Origin of the sequence: Acetobacterium sp. KB-1 (assembly GCF_003260995.1) — a bacterium.
Lineage (GTDB): Bacteria > Bacillota > Clostridia > Eubacteriales > Eubacteriaceae > Acetobacterium > Acetobacterium carbinolicum.
The window spans coordinates 1,358,300-1,377,817 of the sequence record NZ_CP030040.1 but is presented as its reverse complement, the minus strand read 5'-3'; the positions used below and the strand labels follow the sequence as shown (position 1 = coordinate 1,377,817).

The window sequence follows — 19,518 nt, the reverse complement described above, 5'->3', positions numbered from 1 at the left end:
GTTCGCGGCACGATTGCAACGTCAATAATAAGAAAGGTTATTAATCATGAAATTTTATCTCGCATTATGGTTTGCAAAATTAATGGGTGTGGCCATCAACATGATCAGTAAGGATCGGGGCACCAATCTGCCCGGAGAAAAGGCTTTGACGATCGACCCTGATTTTGTAAAACATTTTAAAAACATAGACTATTCGAAGGTTATTTTCATTACGGGGACGAATGGAAAATCGTCAACGACTAACCTGGTTACCCACATTTTAAAACAAAACAGAAAAAAGATCGTCTCGAATCTGGAAGGTGCCAATTTACTCGGTGGCATTGCCACAATTCTGGCCAAAGAAGCGAGTTTATCGGGGAAACTCAAGGCCGATTATTATATTTTTGAAACGGATGAGCGCTACCTGCCCTTGATTTATGCTCAATTGCCAGCCCAAAACATGCTGATCACCAATTTGCAAAAAGACCAGGTCCAGAGAAATGGGGATCCGGATTTTATTATCCGTAAATTAAAAGAGGTGGTGAATCCCAAGATGACACTGATCCTCAATAACGAAGAACCGCGATCCCGATTTTTTGAGGAAACCGCCTGCCGCTCGATTTATTACGGGGTTTCCCATCATGATGAATCATTCACCAAAGGTGCGGATTATCCCACCCAGGCGTGTCCCAAATGCCATCACGATATGAGCTTTGACTATTACAATGTGGACAGTATCGGGCCTTTTCATTGCGACTTTTGCGGCTTTGCCAGCAAAAAAACACCGGACTATCTGATCACTGACCTGAATTTTTCCAAGCAAAGTTTTAAGTTAAAAGATGTGAGCTTTCATATGCCCTACGATCTGCCCTTCATGTTTTATAATTACGCCGGTTCTCTGGCTGTTTGCGAAGCAATTTGCGGGATTGCGCCAGAAGCTGCGGCCAAGGCCTTTGAAAACTTTAAAAACATCGGCGGCCGCTTTGAGGTATTGACCTATAAGAACAAAACCATTAAATACATGCGGATTAAACAGGAAAATCCCGATACCCTTCAAAGTGCGTTAAATATTATGGCTTCTGATCAGAGTGAAAAAATGGTGGCCCTGGGTTTGTATGTGGTCAATGACTTTGTGCCTCATTATATCAATACCTTTTACGCCTTTGACTGTGATTTTAAACCAGTAGTCAATTCCAATGTCGAGCGATACCTGTGTTTCTCTGAGCATGTTTCCTACGATACCGCCAATCGGCTTATTTATGATGGGGTTGCCAAAGAAGCGATCACGATCATGGACAGTGATAATATTAACGAAATTTTCGCCGAAATTGATAAGGCCGAAACCGATAATATTTATTTGATTACCTGGCTTTCCACCTTTGAAAAGATGAAAAAATTTATCGAGGGAGGACAGAATTAATGCAACAGACGATAAAAGTCGGCTGGCTTTTTAATAATATGTTTAACCTGCATGGCGACCGGGGTAACCTGCTGGCCATTCGGGCTGAAGGGGAACGGCGGGGTTACCGGGTTGAGGTCGAACAGATTAATCTCGATACGGAGACCTTTAATCCGATCGATTTTGACTTCCTGTTTTGTCCACCGGGAGAAATTGAACATTTTGAAGCAGTTGCGGCCTATCTGGAACCGCACCGCAAAGAACTGATGGATTATATTGAAACCCGGCCGATGCTGGTGACCGGCACCTCGGTGGGTCTTTTCGGTGAAACAATAAAGCGCGATGATCAGTCCACGATCAGAGGATTGGGAATTATTGAGGTGAAAACACGGGAAAATCATGTCGTCTACGGAGATGATCTTTATTACAGTTGCCGCTACAACGGCAAAGAAATGGACATCATCGGTAGTCAAATTCAGATGTTGGATCTGGATATCAAAGAAGAGTCGCCTTTTGGCTGGTTAAAATATGGTTATGGTAATAACGGCGAGACCCGCTTTGAAGGTGTTATCAGCGGCAAGGGTATGTTTACCAATACCTTGGGTCCGGTTCTGGTTTGTAACCCCTGGCTGACCGAAGAAATCATCAATTTAATTGAAGCCAATAAAAACTGGCCAGTCTGGGAAGACCAGCGTGATAATTCCTTGGAACTAAAATCACTTAAAACCAAGATCGTCCATATTAATAAAAAAGAAACCCGGCTGAAAAAGCTCGGTGAGCGTTAATCTAAACAACTAAGAAAGTGTTTAACGTGGCATTTAGCAGCAGCATTTAATACGAGGATTTGATCCCGACACTTAATATGAATAGAAAGAAAATAACCGTGAAAAAGAAAAAAGTAATAATCGGACTGAGTGGCGGTATTGATAGTGCTGCCTCGGCAAGTCTTTTAAAAAGTGAAGGTTACGAGGTTATTGGCGTAACCTTCAATTTTTTAAGTTCAGAACAAACCATCACGGCCGCAAAAAAGGTGGCCGAGAATCTTCAAATAGAGCATCATGTACTGGAAGCACAAAATCAGTTTAGAAAAAATGTCATCTTGCCCTTTATTGATGCGTATAAAAACGGCGAAACCCCGAACCCCTGCATGCTGTGTAATCAGACCATGAAATTCCCGCTGCTTTGTGATTTTGCAAAGATTAATGATCAGGCTGCAATTGCCACCGGTCATTATGCCGAGGTCAAAAAAAAGGACGACAATTATGAATTATGGGCCAGCCCTAATGCCAGAAAGGATCAATCCTATTTTTTGTATCACCTTAACCAGGAGGTACTTAAAAAACTGATTTTTCCGCTGAATGCTTTTGAGTCCAAGGATCAGGTACGCGGGATGATTAAGAAGCTTTTACCAGAACTTTCAAAAGGTGCGGAAAGCCAGGGGATTTGTTTTATCCCTAAAAAAGGGCACCAACTTTTTTTAAAACAAGCAATTTTTGGATCACAGCCCGCCGAAACTGGTATTTTTGTGGATTCTTCGGGGAAAATTTTAGGGCGGCATAAAGGGATACAAAACTTTACTCTGGGCCAAACGCGGGGGCTTGGTCTATTATCAAACACAAAATGGGCAGTGGTCGGTCTTGAGCCGCAAACAAATACCGTTGTTCTTGATGATGAGCAGGTTTTGTTTAAAGATCGGATTTTTGTGGATCAACTATTTGTGCATCCTCACGTTGACCTTACCAAACAGGAGTTTTCCTTTAAAACCTGTCGTTGGGGTCATATCTACCGTGGTCAGATTGAACGGCTACCCGGCAATCAGGCGATTGTTCACAGTCAGCAGTCAGTGCGGGCGCCAGCCCCTGGTCAGGCCCTGGTTTTTTATCAGGGACGCCGGGTACTTGGTGGCGGAATCATAAAACATTTTGAATTTCGGTAGTCCTGCGGTATAATAGGTGAGATTTTAACATTTGCATGAGAAAATAAAGGGATGCACCGCAAAATAATTAATAAAAGGCTGGTATTGCCGATAAAATAAAGATAAGGTTTTTTATTTTAGTCGCTAAATTTTATTAGTTTTGGTTTATGAGCATACAATCGAAGGAGTTATAATAGATGGGAAAATTATTTGGTACCGATGGTGTACGTGGTATATATGAACAGGATTTAACACTGGAGTTGGCCTATGGCCTTGGTCAGGCGGGAGCCAGCGTATTAGGCAGAAATGCCCACCGGCCAAAGATTGTCATCGGTCGGGATACCCGTGAATCGGGATCGCCGCTAGAGATGGCATTAGCTAAGGGAATTCTCGCGGTGGGCGGAGATGTGCTACTGGTGGGAGTGCTACCAACGCCGGCCGTGGCAGTTATTACGCGGGCGCTTAAGGCCGATGCCGGAGTTGTGATCTCGGCGTCTCATAATCCTTATGAGTTTAATGGGATCAAGTTTTTCAATGGTCAGGGCTTTAAGCTAGCGGATGCGGTGGAAAACGAAATTGAAGAAATTATTTTACAAAGTCAGGCCGTGCCGCTAAAAGATGGTGGTAGTATTCAGACACTGGAAAATCCGGAAGTATTCTATCTCAACCATATCAAAAAAGCAATTGAAACAGATTTTTCTGGGCTTCGGGTGGTACTGGATTGTGCTAATGGCGCTGCTTATAACATTGCACCGGCATTGTTTTGTGACCTTGGAGCAGAGGTTATCGTTATTGGTGATAAACCAGATGGAAAAAATATCAACGCCGGGTGCGGTTCGACGCATCTTACACCGCTTCAACAACGGGTAGTAAAAGAAAAAGCTGATATCGGTATCGCCTTTGACGGGGATGCTGACCGGTGTCTGGCGGTGGATAATCATGGGAATATCATTGATGGCGACAAGATCATGAATCTCATTGGCAGTCGGATGAAGGCTAGTGGCCGGCTGAAAAAGGATACGGTTGTGGTGACGGTGATGAGCAATATCGGTCTGGATATCGCCCTGAATCAAGCCGGATGCCAGACGATCAAAACCGATGTGGGTGATCGTTATGTACTGGAGGCCATGATTGAGGGGGATTATAATCTCGGTGGGGAACAATCCGGCCATCTTATTCTGCTGGATCATAATACTACTGGAGATGGCATGCTGACAGCGTTGGTTTTGCTGGAACTACTAAAAAAAGATGGACGAGATGCCAAAACACTGGGAGATCTCATGAAGGTTTATCCCCAGATTCTGGTGAATGCCCGGGTTGAGAATGGACGAAAACAGGATTACCTGCGTGACGACCAGATTCAAAAAAAGATCAAAGAGGTCGAAACCCATTTTCACGGACAGGGGCGGGTACTGATTCGGCCTTCAGGAACGGAACCACTGGTTCGGGTGATGATTGAAGGAAAAGATCAGAATGAACTAACCCGGATCGCAAAAGAATTGGCTCAATTGATTGAGGCACGTTTGAGCGATTCAATCGAAGCCGTGGGGCGGCCTGTGGTGGCATAATTCGAATAAATAGCGAAAATCATTAAAAATTGATTAAGAAATGAGGGCTTAGGTCCTCATTTCTTTGTGTTAAAAGTGCTTTTATGATAGAATAATCGAGTTAGTATTTGGGGATAATAATGGGCCAAAACCAAAGTACAACAAAGAAGCGCCAGAACTCAAGTGTTGGTCCACACAAGGTTGAGTTGACGAGGTCAGGGAGTATCGAAAATTCGGCGGATGCCCTGGAGAATTGTCATAAAAAACTAAAGAGTGATCTTTAGGACAAAGATGGCATAAAAAAAGAAAACAGGTGAAAAAATGTGTGGAATAGTAGGTTATATCGGAGCTAAGCAGGCTCAGGACGTTTTAATTAACGGTCTTTCCCGGTTGGAGTACCGGGGCTATGATTCGGCCGGAATTGCAACGCTGGAAAATGACGTCATCCGGATCGAAAAGAAAAAGGGACGGCTTATAAATCTGGAAGATGCTCTGGAAAAAGCACCCCTTTCCGGCCAGGTTGGCATTGGCCATACCCGCTGGGCGACCCATGGGGTTCCTTCTGATGCCAATGCCCATCCCCATTCCAGTGTTAATCAAGAGATTGCCGTCGTGCACAATGGCATCATTGAAAATTATATGGCATTGAAGAACGAGCTTAAAGATAGGGGCCACGTGTTTGTTTCCGACACTGATACGGAAGTAGTGGCTCATTTGCTTAATGAGCTGTATACCGGGGACATTGTCAAGACGATTCAAATGGCGATGCAGCAGCTAAAGGGTTCTTATGCGTTGGGAGTTCTTTGCGCCAATGAACCGGATAAAATTGTGGCCGTGCGCAAAGATAGCCCCCTGATTGTGGGTTTGGGAGACGGCGAGAATTTTATCGCTTCTGATATTCCGGCGATTCTAAACTATACCCGGGAAGTTTATCTGCTGGATAACGGCGAAATTGCAGTGCTTACCGCCGACACTATCCAGGTAATGAATAGTGATGGTGAGATCATCGAAAAAGAGATTTTCGCCGTCGATTGGGATCCCGGAGATGCGGAAAAAGGCGGCTATGATCATTTTATGCTTAAAGAAATGGTGGAACAGCCCAAAGCCATGATGGAAACATTAATGGGCCGATGCTGTGAAAGTGGCGTAACCTTCGCCGGTCTTAAGCTAAATACCGAGATGATGAAAAACATCAACCGCATTCAGATTGTTGCCTGTGGTACGGCTTATCATGCCGGAATGGTGGGCAAATACTATTTTGAAAAATTTGCCCGGATCAGCGTGGAAACCGAGGCAGCTTCAGAATATCGTTACAAAGATCCAATCGTGGATAAAAACACTCTACTGATTGTCATCAGTCAATCCGGCGAAACCGCTGATACGCTGGCTGCTATCCGGTTGGCTAAAGAACGGGGGGCCTGGGTTTTAGCGGTGACCAATGTGGTCGGAAGTTCGATCGCCCGGGAAGCCGATGATGTGATCTATACCAATGCCGGGCCGGAAATCGCTGTGGCATCGACTAAGGCTTATGTCACTCAGGTGGGTTGCATGATGATGTTAGCCTCGTTTTTAGGAGAACTTAACGGGAAAATGGAAAAGGCAGAAGGCTCCCGGATTTGCCATGGTTTGATGATGACCCCGGGACTCATCGAAAAAGCCCTGGAAACCCAGGCCGTAATTAAAGCGTTTGCCGATAAAAATCATAAAATCTATGATCTCTTTTACATGGGTAGAGGTGTTGATCTTTATACCAGCATGGAAGGTTCGCTAAAACTCAAGGAGATTTCCTATATTCATTCCGAAGCCTACGCGGCCGGGGAGCTTAAACATGGCCCCATCGCACTAATCGAGGACGGTACCATCGTTGTGGCGGTTTGCACCCAAGAAAATGTTTTTGAAAAAATGCTTAGCAATATTAAAGAAGTCAAGGCTCGAGGCGCCCATGTCCTGGCGATTGTCCAGGAAGGCCATGAAGACATTGCCACAGAGGTCGATGAGGTGTGGGTAATTCCAGAAATGGACGATGATATCACCGCCATTCCCACCATTGTTTATCTTCAACTGCTAGCCTATTATCTGGCGGTTGCCAGAGGCTGTGATGTCGATAAACCTAAAAATCTGGCTAAGAGCGTGACGGTTGAGTAAAGAAGCGATTCGTCTTTAAGAGCTGTGGGCGTGTAAAAAAGTTTGCACAAAGTTAAAAAAGTTTGCACAAAGTTAAAAAAGTTTGCACAAAGTGATGAAAGTTTGCATCAAGCTAAAAAAGTTTGCACAAAAAATTAAATTTGCTTAAATCTATAAAAAAATATATAAAAAGCACCTGTAATGAGTTAGAATAAACTTATTGGAGGTGCTTTTTATGCAAGTTTCAAACTACCCTAAATATATAGATAAAGGTATAAAAGAAGGTTTTGGATCTCGGTAGTTGTCAAGATAGTTGGCGGTTTTTCTTGAATTAACCGACTGACTTATTGGTTTCATTGGTTTCATTTGTTTCATTTGATTCACGGTAGTTGTCAAGATAGTTGGCGGTTTTTCTTGAATTAACCGACTGACTTATTGGTTTCATTGGTTTCATTTGTTTCATTTGATTCACGGTAGTTGTCAAGATAGTTGGCGGTTTTTCTTGAATTAACCGACTGACTTATTGGTTTCATTGGTTTCATTTGTTTCATTTGATTCATCTTTTTCAGGATTTAACCATACTTCGTTTTCCAGAGCCCACTTGCGAATATTTTTAGTCCAGCGGTTTGGATTATTCTGCCGTGCGGCCTCATAAACAGCTGTGCGGTTTGAAAAAATCTCTTTATCCATTCCGGTATGCCGCTGATTTGGGGTCAGGAAATTAAGCCCACTGTGGCAGTGTTCAAAATTATAGTAATGCGTAAATTCCAGAACCCATTGTCTTGCTTCCGGGATTGATTTAAAGCCCTTGTAAGGGTAATCAGGGCGATATTTGCAGGTTTTGAAGATGGATTCGGCATAGGGATTGTCATTACTGACTCTCGGTCTGCTTTTGGATGAAACAATTCCCAGTTTCTGAAGGGTTTCCATCAACGAAGCTCCTTTCATCGGACTACCGTTATCGGAATGCAGAACCAGCGGCTGTTTAGCGGTTGAAATCGTTTCTGAAAGCGCTGCTTTTCGAACAAGTATGCTGGCATTTTGTGCGGATTCTTCCGGCCAGATTTCCCAGCCAACGATCTTTCGACTGTAAAGATCCAGAATCAGATAAAGATAATAGTGAAAACCCTTTACCGGACCCGGCAGCCACGTGATATCCCACATCCAGACCTGATTCGGCCCTGTTGCTTTGTGGCTTGTGATCGTGCGCTTCTGAGGTTTTGATGAACGACCCCGATGATTATTCATGCCGGCTTCTTTCATCACACGGTATATGGAAGATTCGGATGCAATATAGCGCCCCTCCTCATCTGCCAGACGGGGAACAATCTGACTGGGTGGCAGACTCTGATATTTTTTCGAATTCACGACTTTTATTATCTCTTTCCGTTCTGCTGGTGTCAGTTTATTGGAGGGAGTTGGCCGAATCGCAACGGGACGCTGATCTTCCAGCGGTGTTGCCGGATTTTTCCAGCGTGAAAAAGTACGTTCGCTGATATTCAGCTCACGGCATGCCATAAATTGGCGGGCTCCGTTTTGAATGGCTTCTTCGATTAAAGCAGCAGCGATTTTGCGATCTGAGGTTGGGATCATTCGTCCTCGGGCTCCCCCCAGATCGCTTGTGCCTTTTTTCTGAGCACCAGTAATGCTGCTGTTTCAGCCAATGCTGCTTCCTTTCGCTTCAGTTCGCGATTGAGTTGGGTCACCTGTTTTTTTGATTCGCTTAGATCTTTTTTAAGTCTCTTTGATTCATTGGCAACACTCCCATTGGCATTGATGCAGGCATCACGCCAGGCTTCGATTTGTTCAACATAAAGGCCTTTTTCACGGCTATATTCAGCCAGCTCAGCCTGATTCATACGGGCTGTTTCCAGGACGATCAGAAATTTATCCTCACTGGACCAGTCTTCTGAAGTTCCTGTTCCCGATGGTGCTGCCATTCCGGACGCTTTTGCCTGCTTCTTCCACTTGAAAAGTGTCTGCTCTGAAACACCGGTTTCATTATGCAGCTGACGAACTGATTTGCTGATCGGCGGCAACATCTGCTGTATAATATGTTCTTTGAATTCATCGCTATATTGTGTCATGTGATACTCCTATCCTTTTATATATTTACTATAATATAGTAAATTCAATCACCTGACAACTATCTTAACACATAGTGTATTGTGTCATGTGATACTCCTATCCTTTTATATATTTACTATAATATAGTAAATTCAATCACCTGACAACTATCTTAACACATAGTGTATTGTGTCATGTGATACTCCTATCCTTTTATATATTTACTATAATATAGTAAATTCAATCACCTGACAACTATCTTAACACATAGTGATCTGGAAGCTATGATGGATATAAACCTTGGATTAATGTAATTGGTGGTCCGAAGGGTGGAAGGGTATCTCGAATTAAAGGGCTAAAAATTAAAAGAGAGCATCAATTGTTATCTGATTTAGAACGTAATATTTTACATATTTTAGATTTCAGTGATAGGGTTTTGGATATACGTGAACAGTATCCTTTACTTCCAATTCAAGAAACCCTATTAATTGCAGATGAACTCGGCATCAAACATCCAACTAATCCTAAAAACGGGGAACTGGTTGTTATGACAACAGATTTTAATATAACTTTACGGACTGAAGATGGATCGATCGATATTTTTAGAACAGCTAAATATGAAAAAGACTTATACGATTCACGAGTGTTAGAGAAATTCGAAATTGAACGAGAATGGTGTCGCAGAAATAATATTAATTGGGGTATTATCACGGAAAAATATATTGATAGCAACTATATTTTGAATTTGCAAGCTCTTCGAAACAGGTTTGATTTGAGCGAAGTCGAAGGCTTGTCTGGTTTGAATGAAAACGAAATTACATATTTAAAAAAGATTTTTCTTGATAAACTCCATGCTGCAGAAGGAAGTGGAATACCACTTATTGAAATTACAAATGATTTTGATCGACGAATGAGTATTTGCCCAGGTGTCGGGATAGCACTATATCACAATTTGATCGCGACAAAATGGATAGAAGTAAATTTGTATGAAAAAATTAATAGTGCTGTTCCTGCCAAATTTCATGACAATAATTTGTTCATTGATGTGGAGGATATTTCGAATGCAATATCTCTCTGAAGTTTACTTTGATAACGAAAAAGACCAGGTAAATAGAATTATAAGTATTCAGGAAAACTGTTGTTATGTTATCAATATGAAAAAAAGAAATGCGATGCCTTTTATAATTGAAAGAGAAATAATGAATCAGAATTTTGTTATTGGTCTTTATACTGAAATGGATGATCCATTTAATCTACCTTATACAGATGATGGAATCCCTAAAAAGACGCTTGACCAACGAAATTTGGACTGGATCTTTGTAACGGAGTGGTGTATTCCCAAAATGTCAGAATTATTAAAAAAAGAAACGAGAGGGAAATGTATTTCATCTATTGCAGAGCAAAGTGGCTATAATGTAGCAAAAATAAAAGCTTTATTGTCTCGTTATTGGCAGAGAGGAATGATAAAGAATGCGCTGTTACCTGATTGGTTATATTCAGGAGGGAGTGGAAAAGAAAAAAAAGGAACAAAAAAATCTGGAAGAAAACGAAATATCGATTTATCAGGTATCCAAAGTTCGGGAATCATTATCACCGATGTCGTAAAAAATCAAATAATTTCCGCTTATAAAAAATACTATCTAAGTGCCAACAAATTTACTATTCTTGACACATATAACCTGTTTTTACGAGATTTTTATAGTGATCATGTGATAACAAAAAAAAATGAATATAAATTAAAAAACGAGAGTCAAAGACCTTCTTATTCTCAGTTTCGTTATTACTTTGAAAAAATAAGAGATCAAAATCAGGAAATTTCGTTAAGAGAGAGTTCGAAAAAGTATGAGCTCACCAATAGAGAATTAACAGCAAATTCTCAATCCGAAACATTTGGAATAGGAAGTAGATTTCAGATTGATGCAACGATAGCAGATGTTTACCTGGTAAGTAGTTTGCATCGGGATAAGCCAATTGGACGACCTGTCGTATACGGTGTTATTGATGTTTACTCTCGGATGATTACTGGTCTTTACGTAGGATTAGAAGGACCATCTGCACTTGGAGCAACAGGGGCGTTAGCCAATATGATAAGTAACAAAGTTGAATTTTGCAAAGAATTTGGAATTATTATTTCTGAAGAAGACTGGCCTTGCAATCATATTCCGGCGATCATAATTGCGGATCGAGGAGAATTTATGGGACACTTTCCAGAAGGGATAATAAATAATTTTAATATCACAATTGAGAATACGAGACCATATCGTGGAGATATGAAGGGAATAGTTGAAAGAAAATTTGGGACAATTAATGGTAAAATAAAACGTCAGTTACCTGGCGCGATAATGAAAGAATACAGAGAGCGAGGAGATGTCGATTACCGTTTAAAAGCTAACCTTGATTTACATGCTTTTACAGAGGTAATGATTGAGCTGGTTCTCGAAAATAATAGAATGATTATGTCCAAATATGAAACAAGCAGAGACATGAGGATAAATGAGGTCGTTCCAAGGCCAATTGACTTATGGAATTATAGCATAAAAGCTGGAACTAGCCAGTTGAGAAAAGCAGATAAAAAAGGATTTTTATTAAGTCTTCTTCCTAAAGCTAAAGGAACTGTAACACGAAAAGGAATTAAATTTACAGGTCTTCATTACACATCTAAATTGTCTATTAAGGAACAATGGTTTGTAAAGAAGAAAAGAAAGATTGATATTATATATGATCCGAGAAATATGAAAAATATCTACATTCCACTAAAAAATAATGACTACGAAATTTGTTATTTGATTTCTGATCAAGCACAATATGGACAAGATTTTTTTGAAGAGATAGCTTATAGTTCAGAACTTGAGAATGAATTAATTCGAGAAGGTAGAAAAAAAGAGCCTGAAATAAATGTAAATACTATGGAAAGAATAGCAAAAATCGTCAAAAAAGCAGAAAATCAAAAGAAAAATACAATTAGTGTAAATGGGAAAATATCGAAGTCAAAGACTTTAAAAAATATCAGAAAAAATAGGTCAGAAGAAAAAGCATTCAACAGAAATATAGAAGCTTTTAATTTTGAAAATGATAATGATCTGAATAGAGGACAGGGAAAGGTTATTTCTTATTTTAATAAGAAAGAAGTTGTTGCAAAAGATGACTATTTATTAAATATTTTGGAAAAAATTCAAAATGAAGATAAAGGAAACGACGAGAATGAATAATTCAACAACAATTCTTAAAGGAGAAGTTGTAAAAGCAGTATATCAAGAACAAAAAGTTGCTTAATACAATGGAAATCCTTTTATTGAATCCTTACCACCACTTATGGAACCAATTGAAGTCGCGAAAAAAATAAGGAATATACCAGAAATCAGTGATGAAGATAAATCTCAATCTACTGGAGTTCGTAGTCACATGATACAACGAATAAGTGAGTTTGTTGAACCTATGACTAATCATTTAAAAATCGAGTCAAAATTAGGGACGATTATTCGCAAAGGTTATCTTGCAAGAAATCCGATGGAAATAAGCTTTCTTGAAAGAATTAGAATATTAAATGACATCTCAAATGATTTACTAAAAAAAGAGTCTTCCGAAAAGAATTATGTAAAGAAGTTTGAAGGATTACGGTCAACGGCAGATGCCTTTCCAGTAATTGGTGTTTCCGGTATGGGGAAAACAACAGCTGTTGAAAAGCTGCTTCTCATGTATCCTCAAGTAATAATTCATAGCAAATACAAGGACAAATCTGTCAATCTTACTCAAATTGTCTGGCTAAAAATTGACTGTCCTTATGATGGTAGCCTCAATACATTATGTAAAAATTTCTTTAAGGCTGTTGATGACATTTTAAGAACGCGATATTTCGAAAAAAATGTTTACTCTACTCGTTCAGTTTCTTTACTTCTGCAACAAATGTCTATTGTTGCAAGTTTGCATGGGGTTGGGGTTTTATGCATTGATGAAATACAGCATTTAGTTAATAATAAAGAGAATGATACAATGCTTAATTTCTTTGTTACTCTTGCAAATACAGTAGGGATACCTCTAGTATTAATTGGAACGCCACAAGCTGAACAATTATTTGGTAATTTGAGACAGGCGCGAAGAGGCTCGAGTATGGGAACTGTTAAATGGTCAAATATGGAAGAAGATTCAAGAGAATGGAAAATGTTTCTTGAAGATCTTTGGAAATTACAATACTTAAAAAATTATACCCAATTAAATGCTAAATTGAGTCGTGCTTTCTATGATGAATGTCAAGGTATAACTGCAATTGCTGTCAATCTTTTTAGATTGATACAGACAAATGCATTATTGCAAAATATGGAAGAAATTACGGTGTCTTTGATTAGACAAACGGCAAAAGACGAATTATATCTTGTTCAGCCCAAAATTGAGGCTCTACGTTCGCGAGATTTTAAAAAAATCATTCAGTATGATGATATTTCTCTGGATTATCGAGATGTAACATCAAAAATTGACCTTAAATTAATTGATACTATTCAAAAGAAATATCAATATGACATAGATCAATTTGAAGATGAGAAATGTAATATTTGTGATAGGGTGACCCATGAATTAACAAAACTGGATATTTTTGAAATGGTCGCTCAAATAGAAATAAAAGAAATTGCAAGAAAAGAAGTTCAAACAAATCCAAAATCAACATATGAAGAATTAATGCGAAGTACGTTAATCAATTTAATGAAAATTAATGATGATAGAAAAAACAAAAGAACAATTGAAAAAGTAGCTTCAAAAGAAAGATTAATTAAAAACGCTGAGAAAGAACTTCTAGAAATCTATGAGCGTGGAATCAAGGAAAAGAAAGATCTGTGCGAAATTTTAGAAAATAGAGGATTTATTAAAAATCCGTTACAAGAATTTCCATTTTAATGAGTTGGTGATTATATGCTTACTTTTTTTCCGTTTGTTTATAAAGATGAATTGTTGTATTCTGCAATTGCACGATATCATTACTATGTGGGTAATGTTATAATGTCCACAAATAGTTGGACACAAAATCCAGAAAATAAGATAAACTATACACATGAGTAGAAAACGACGAACCTGGACCCCAGAGGAAAAAGCAGCCMTCGTGCTGGAAATCCTCAGAGAAGAAAATACGTTAGCCGAGATCTCTAAGAAGTATGATGTATCTCAGCAATTATTAAGCCGCTGGAAAACCGAATTTATCGCCAATATGTCCGCCGTCTTCAATAAGAAAAATGAAGATGTTGACAAACTCAAACAAGAGCATGAAGATGAAAAGGAGCTGCTCGTAAAGAAAATAGGCGAATTAACATTGGATGTCGATTGGCTTAAAAAAAAACAAATCCAAATCTCTCAAATGAAGAAAAAAGAACGTTAATTGATTGGAAGCACCCTTTCTTAACCATAAAAAAACAGTGCCAACTTCTGACGCTATCGCGATCAACAGCTTATCATGAACCCATAGATGTTGCGCCATCCAAAGATGAAATCAATATCAAAAACGCCATTGATCGTATTCATTTTGAGGAGCCAGCCTATGGCGTCAGACGAATCAGGAATGAATTGCATAAACTGGGCTTTCATCAAGTAGGCAGGCGTCTTGTCAGGCGTTATATGATGGAAATGGATATTGTTTGTTTCTATCCCGGCCCCAATCTGAGTAAGCGAGCCAAAGCAGCCAAAACTTATCCCTACCTGCTGAGAAATCTTGAAATTAACCAACCGAATCAGGTGTGGTCCATTGACATTACTTATATAGGAACCCCAAATGGATTTGTGTATTTAACCGCTATTATTGACTGGTATTCCCGTTATATTGTGGGATACACCATCAGCAACACCTTGCAAACCGACATGGTCACCCGTGTTATAAAAACCGCCATTCAAACCTATGGTGCACCTGAGATCATTAACAGTGACCAGGGCAGTCAGTTTACGTCAAATGCCTATATTGACCTGATTAAAAGCTTTAAAACGACAAAAATCAGCATGGACGGTAAAGGCCGTGCTACCGACAATATTGCCATTGAACGGTTTTTTCGATCATATAAATGGGAACGCCTGTATTTGCTGTACCCGGAAACCGTCACTGAAGTGAGAGCCATGACAAAGGAATACATCGCTAAATATAACAATGAGCGAGGTCACCAGCGATTCAATTACAAAACACCGGCAGCTGTATTCTATGAAAATATGGCATTGGCTGCCTAATCAAAACGCGAAAGGAGATTTATCTAAAAATTTCTAATTTCGTGTCTTGACAAGCGTGTACATTATACTATTGCATTGCGTGAGTACCCATTGAGTTTGAACCAAAAAACAAGAAGACTTGATTTTATTCGTTTTGATCCAGAAAGAATGGATTTTAGACAGCTTTCATTATGTACAAACCCACGGCAAACTGAAATAAATATCAAATTAGCCAAAATGTCCTATGAAATGCTTTATCAACCGTTTGATCTACTAGATTTAAACAATGTAAAAAATAGATATAGAGATCTTTTAAACGAAAAAGAGCTATTAACACTCAGTGGACAAGTACGGCAAAATGACTTATATGAGCAATTTATTAAGTCGTATTCTAAATAATATATTGCAAACATTTGAATCTGATATTGATCCTGATATGGAATTCAATTGGTTGCGAGTATTGACTAGAAAAGGGCGAAGAAGTACTCATCCCATCAGACATTTATTATTTTTGGATTTTTTGGGCCAGAGTATCAACTCTTTTTTTGATTTGAATGTTGATTATGAACCTTTTGGAAAAGGTGATTGGCGCTGTTTAAACAGAGCCTCTAATCATTATGGAAAACGTGTAATTAAGCTTATCCAAGTCACACGTGATTATAGATCCGGAAAACCGGTTGGCACATTTACATGTCCACTATGTGGATTCGTTTATTCAAGGAAAGGCCCTGACAAAAATATCCAAGATGAATATACTATTGGACGGATTAAGATATTTGGTCCGATCTGGGCACAGACAGCAAGAACTATGTATTTGCAAAATAAATCATTTACTGAGACGGCAAAACAATTAGAGGTTGATCGTCAAACAGTCAAGAAGCATTTATTAGATGATGAAAATATGATAAACACCAAAGAAAGTATAAAGAAAGAGCTGAAATCAGAAAAGAGTATAGTTCCAAAAGTAAAAAAAGTAGTAGTTGCCAAAAATTATAAGAGAGTCGATTGGGAAAAGCGAGATGAAGAGTATAAAAACAAAATCTTGGATGTAGTGACAAAGATTTTAGAATTTGATAAGCCAAAAAGAGTTACGCGTTCTTTAATTGGAACAATAATTGGTATAAAGTCTTCACTTGATAATAATTTAGAAAACTTACCTAAAACTAAATTATTATTAGATCAGATGATCGAAAGCAAAAAAGAATTTCAAATTCGTCGAGCAGTTCGTGTGATTGATGAAGCCTATTCTGAAGATAAAAGAATAAGAATGTGGGAAATTCAACGGAAAGCAGGTATTCGGACGGAACATTTCTTAGGAATCAAACTTGAATTGGAAAATTATCTCAAAATGAAAGAAAGAGAAATCGATGAAAAAAGTGAAACCACTTATTCTTCCAAATAAAGTATGGCCATTTGATAAGGATGAGTATGCAAAATTAATTTGGATTGGAGATCCATATAGGGATTCTGAAAAACAATTTGTTATGGATGTGTTTTTTAATGGTAAAAATAAAACTGAGAAAATTGTATTAAATTGGGGTCTGCTTCCTCTTTTAAGATTACAAAGATCATATAAAAATGGCATAATTAGCGAATCTTTTAGTGGAAGTGATGAAGTTTCAATAATGAAAATTAAAATAGAACCATGTGAGACTTTATATTATGAAAAAGATGTGGTGATTCAAGGGACAGCTACTAAAGGTAAAAGTATTATTTTCAAGACAAAACAAAAAAAATCAAAACAAAAAATTATTATACCCATCATTGAGTTGATACGGGGCTTATTAGCGCCAAATATTTTTTTGTTATATCGACTTCTGGAACCAAATACACTCGCAGCATATTATCAATTTGAACGCATAGAAAAAAATTTGAACTTGAATTTATTTTCCACGTTTGATAATAAATATATTAGAACCTCAATATTAAAAGATCTTCTTTGGCTGTTTGAAAATCAAGAAATTATGGACATGTTTGCGCAGTGCTCTATGAATCATTTCAAAGATTCAAGGCTGTTTTTTAAGTGGAAGTATAATAAGCCAATTTCTATAAATGCTATTGCAACAGTAGTAAATGGAAAAATTATTGTACGTGAAATACGATCTATTAACACAAAAAAAATTAATGAAGAAGTCGTACATGTTTTTCATCCAAGTTTCAAAAAAGATAATAACAATCAAATCGATAAAATTGCAATAAACACTTATGATATGTCAGACACTTTGTTATTAACAAATGAAGCTAATGGTTCAACAAGATTTGCTGATGAATTAAATGTATCGGAACTCATCTACCAAGACTATGAAGATATCCTTAAGTTAATCAGAGAGAAAGTAGAAAGAGAAGATTTGCTTGGAGGAAATATAGTCGGTCATAGAAACGTTAATGCTGATCATTCTTTTGAGAAAGTTGAAGAAGTAACTGCAACTGATACAGGAGGTCAAGCAGTGGCCAAGGCGATTCTTCTGGAAAAAAGTTTTGAAGATGAAATTGATTTAGTTGATGATGATTTGAATAAGCTTAAGAGAACACTAAGTATATTACAAACAAATGGATTCATTAATGAGTTACACATCAATATCAGTGATCTTTCAAATGATTTGACGAAAAATAAGTTATTTACAACCTTAGATGATGGAAAGACTAATAGGAAGTACTTAACTGCAAATTTCATTACTCGGAAACTCAATTATGTCGAAATAATTGAGTTTGAACAAGAAAGCAAATCATTGTCAACGTTGATTTATCAATGCTCAAAAAATTCAGAAAAATTAATTTCCATCGCATTGATAAAATTGGCATTGGAAAACAACGGTGCTTGGAATAATAAGGAGTTAGATGTGATTCAGAAAATGTATAATTGTAAGATTATTAAGGCAAAGCATTATAAAAAAAGAAGCATAGAAAAGAACTCAATCTATTTTTCAAGTAAGATTAATGAGTTTTAATATGCTATTTCAAATCTTTAAGAGAGTTGGTCCTATGTCAAGTTTAGTACAAATTGAAACGAGGAGACGAAATTTGACACCCACATTTTAACCTGCTATTCGTAAATTTTCATTTTGCGTTTTAGTAAAAAGTTTTTCAAAGTAATCCGGCGACATATAGTCGCAATGACTATGGATATGGGTTGTATTATAAAACGTTTCCAGATACTCAAAGATCATCTCCTTCATAATGTAGTGTGTTTTAATTTGAGCGATCTCAACCTAAAATAATTTTAACATGATATATTCATTTTAATACCCGCAATTAATTGAGACTTATTGATTATTTCACGCTAAGAGTACCGCCAGTACACGCTAATGATACTGGCAGTACTTGAGATGATACCATTGGTTCACAAAATGATACCGGTAATACCGGCATTCCCTAAAATGGGTTCATTAAAGGTTTAATACAAAATCACGCATATTTATACTGCCTGAGCTGACAATGTGAGCACCATGTATAATGCGATCCATAATAGAATCAGCCAGAACACCACCACCGAGACGAGCATGCCACTCCTCGATCTTATACTGCGTGCAGAAAATGGTAGCACCGTTGTCATAACGGCGTTCGACCAGTTCAAAAAGAAAATGGAGTTCATCATCAGAAAGATCAGTAATTAGCCATTCATCAAGGATCAATAAGGGATAGTTCGTATATTTTTTGAGTTCCCTGCTTTGCCCATTCGGCTGGTTCTTTGCTTCGCCGTATTCCATCAGAAGGTCGGGCAAGCGAATATACCGGGTGCGAATGCCCTGTTTACAGGCTTCTTTTCCAATGGAACAAGCCAGATACGACTTTCCCGAGCCAGTGAACCCGCAAATGATGATATTCTGATTGTTGCTGATAAAAGTACCGGTAGCAATTTCCAGAATCAGATCTTTATCAAGATGTCGTTCAGCAAAGAAAACATCCTGAATGGCGGCATTCGGAATTCTGAATCGAGCCCGTTTTATAAGGCTTGCAACACGCTTGTTGTGCTTTTCCTGATAAACATAATCAACAATCATTTTCATGCGTTCGTCAAAAGAGAGGGTGGCATAAATCGTATCTTTGGCCTGTCTGTCAATCACCTGAATCATTTCCTCAAGCTGAATTTCGCGGAGTTTGCGTCGGGTTTCGTCATTAATCATTGTCGTAACCGCCGTAGTAAGATGCCCCACGGATAAAACCGGTGGTACTCGCTGTTTCAGCTTGATGAGCGGCATCCCGGTCTTTGGCATAAAGGATATCTTCGCCAGCGGCTAATATCGGTTCGAGATGTTTGTATTGTCAAAATCGGTGTTAAAATACCCATAATAAACGGTTGAAAATTCCCCAAA

General features: G+C 38.5%; 16 protein-coding genes. 12 read left to right on the top strand and 4 right to left on the bottom strand.

The features are described 5' to 3' along the window. The first annotated feature begins 46 nt into the window (after positions 1 to 46). The 5 genes from DOZ58_RS06320 to glmS all read left to right on the top strand — a co-directional run bounded on the left by DOZ58_RS06320 (position 47) and on the right by glmS (position 6,985). On the top strand, positions 47 to 1,399 hold the full coding sequence (locus tag DOZ58_RS06320) for a Mur ligase family protein (RefSeq protein ID WP_111887548.1): 1,353 nt from the start codon (positions 47 to 49) through the stop codon (positions 1,397 to 1,399). Next, positions 1,399 to 2,163, top strand: coding sequence for a type 1 glutamine amidotransferase (locus DOZ58_RS06315; RefSeq protein ID WP_111887547.1), 765 nt, complete (start codon positions 1,399 to 1,401; stop codon positions 2,161 to 2,163). The genes DOZ58_RS06320 and DOZ58_RS06315 overlap by 1 nt, the downstream gene beginning before the upstream one ends. A 77-nt stretch (positions 2,164 to 2,240) precedes the next feature. Beyond that, positions 2,241 to 3,314 (top strand): tRNA 2-thiouridine(34) synthase MnmA, encoded by a 1,074-nt coding sequence (mnmA, locus tag DOZ58_RS06310; protein WP_111887546.1) that lies wholly within the window; start codon positions 2,241 to 2,243, stop codon positions 3,312 to 3,314. Between the two features lie 176 nt (positions 3,315 to 3,490). Then, complete coding sequence (gene glmM, locus DOZ58_RS06305; protein ID WP_111887545.1) at positions 3,491 to 4,861, top strand: phosphoglucosamine mutase; 1,371 nt, start codon at positions 3,491 to 3,493, stop codon at positions 4,859 to 4,861. 300 nt (positions 4,862 to 5,161) lie between these two features. Further along, a complete protein-coding gene (gene glmS / locus DOZ58_RS06300; protein WP_111887544.1) occupies positions 5,162 to 6,985 on the top strand; it encodes a glutamine--fructose-6-phosphate transaminase (isomerizing) in 1,824 nt (607 codons plus the stop codon). 310 nt (positions 6,986 to 7,295) lie between these two features. Here glmS and DOZ58_RS19075 read toward each other — a convergent pair whose 3' ends face one another. The 3 genes from DOZ58_RS19075 to DOZ58_RS06290 are packed head-to-tail and all read right to left on the bottom strand — an operon-like array spanning position 7,296 to position 9,051. After that, positions 7,296 to 7,427 (bottom strand): hypothetical protein, encoded by a 132-nt coding sequence (locus tag DOZ58_RS19075; protein WP_256372206.1) that lies wholly within the window; start codon positions 7,425 to 7,427, stop codon positions 7,296 to 7,298. Positions 7,428 to 7,471: 44 nt separating this feature from the next. Further along, a complete protein-coding gene (locus tag DOZ58_RS06295; protein ID WP_111887543.1) occupies positions 7,472 to 8,557 on the bottom strand; it encodes an IS3 family transposase in 1,086 nt (361 codons plus the stop codon). After that, a complete protein-coding gene (locus DOZ58_RS06290) occupies positions 8,554 to 9,051 on the bottom strand; it encodes a transposase (protein ID WP_111887542.1) in 498 nt (165 codons plus the stop codon). The genes DOZ58_RS06295 and DOZ58_RS06290 overlap by 4 nt, the downstream gene beginning before the upstream one ends. Before the next feature lie 359 nt (positions 9,052 to 9,410). On the opposite strand from DOZ58_RS06290, the gene DOZ58_RS06285 reads away from it, so the two are divergent. The 7 genes from DOZ58_RS06285 (at position 9,411) to DOZ58_RS06260 (ending at position 18,153) form a co-directional block, all read left to right on the top strand. After that, a complete protein-coding gene (locus DOZ58_RS06285; protein WP_111887541.1) occupies positions 9,411 to 10,109 on the top strand; it encodes a TnsA endonuclease N-terminal domain-containing protein in 699 nt (232 codons plus the stop codon). Next, positions 10,093 to 12,240 (top strand): Mu transposase C-terminal domain-containing protein, encoded by a 2,148-nt coding sequence (locus DOZ58_RS06280; RefSeq protein WP_162624457.1) that lies wholly within the window; start codon positions 10,093 to 10,095, stop codon positions 12,238 to 12,240. The genes DOZ58_RS06285 and DOZ58_RS06280 overlap by 17 nt, the downstream gene beginning before the upstream one ends. Before the next feature lie 103 nt (positions 12,241 to 12,343). Beyond that, the gene (locus DOZ58_RS06275; RefSeq protein WP_111887539.1) at positions 12,344 to 13,918 is read left to right on the top strand and encodes an ATP-binding protein; all 1,575 of its coding nucleotides are present in this window, start codon (positions 12,344 to 12,346) and stop codon (positions 13,916 to 13,918) included. A 154-nt stretch (positions 13,919 to 14,072) separates the two neighbouring features. Then, positions 14,073 to 15,226, top strand: a protein-coding gene (locus tag DOZ58_RS06270) for an IS3 family transposase (protein WP_256372205.1) whose coding sequence is annotated in 2 segments (ribosomal slippage) — positions 14,073 to 14,355 and positions 14,355 to 15,226 — 1,155 coding nt in all. Because the reading frame shifts where the segments join, the coding sequence is not laid out codon by codon here. A 75-nt stretch (positions 15,227 to 15,301) separates the two neighbouring features. After that, entirely contained in the window at positions 15,302 to 15,604 is a 303-nt protein-coding gene (locus DOZ58_RS18665) for a hypothetical protein (protein ID WP_204355485.1), read from the top strand. Positions 15,605 to 15,608: 4 nt separating this feature from the next. Further along, the gene (locus tag DOZ58_RS06265; RefSeq protein WP_204355484.1) at positions 15,609 to 16,607 is read left to right on the top strand and encodes a TnsD family Tn7-like transposition protein; all 999 of its coding nucleotides are present in this window, start codon (positions 15,609 to 15,611) and stop codon (positions 16,605 to 16,607) included. Continuing rightward, on the top strand, positions 16,573 to 18,153 hold the full coding sequence (locus DOZ58_RS06260) for a hypothetical protein (RefSeq protein WP_111887537.1): 1,581 nt from the start codon (positions 16,573 to 16,575) through the stop codon (positions 18,151 to 18,153). Before DOZ58_RS06265 ends, DOZ58_RS06260 begins: the two co-directional genes overlap by 35 nt. Before the next feature lie 438 nt (positions 18,154 to 18,591). On the opposite strand, the gene DOZ58_RS06250 is transcribed toward DOZ58_RS06260, so the two are convergent. Next, positions 18,592 to 19,419 carry an ATP-binding protein gene (locus DOZ58_RS06250; protein ID WP_242988546.1) on the bottom strand — a complete coding sequence of 276 codons (828 nt, stop codon included), beginning with the start codon at positions 19,417 to 19,419 and terminating at the stop codon, positions 18,592 to 18,594. Positions 19,420 to 19,518 lie beyond the last annotated feature (99 nt).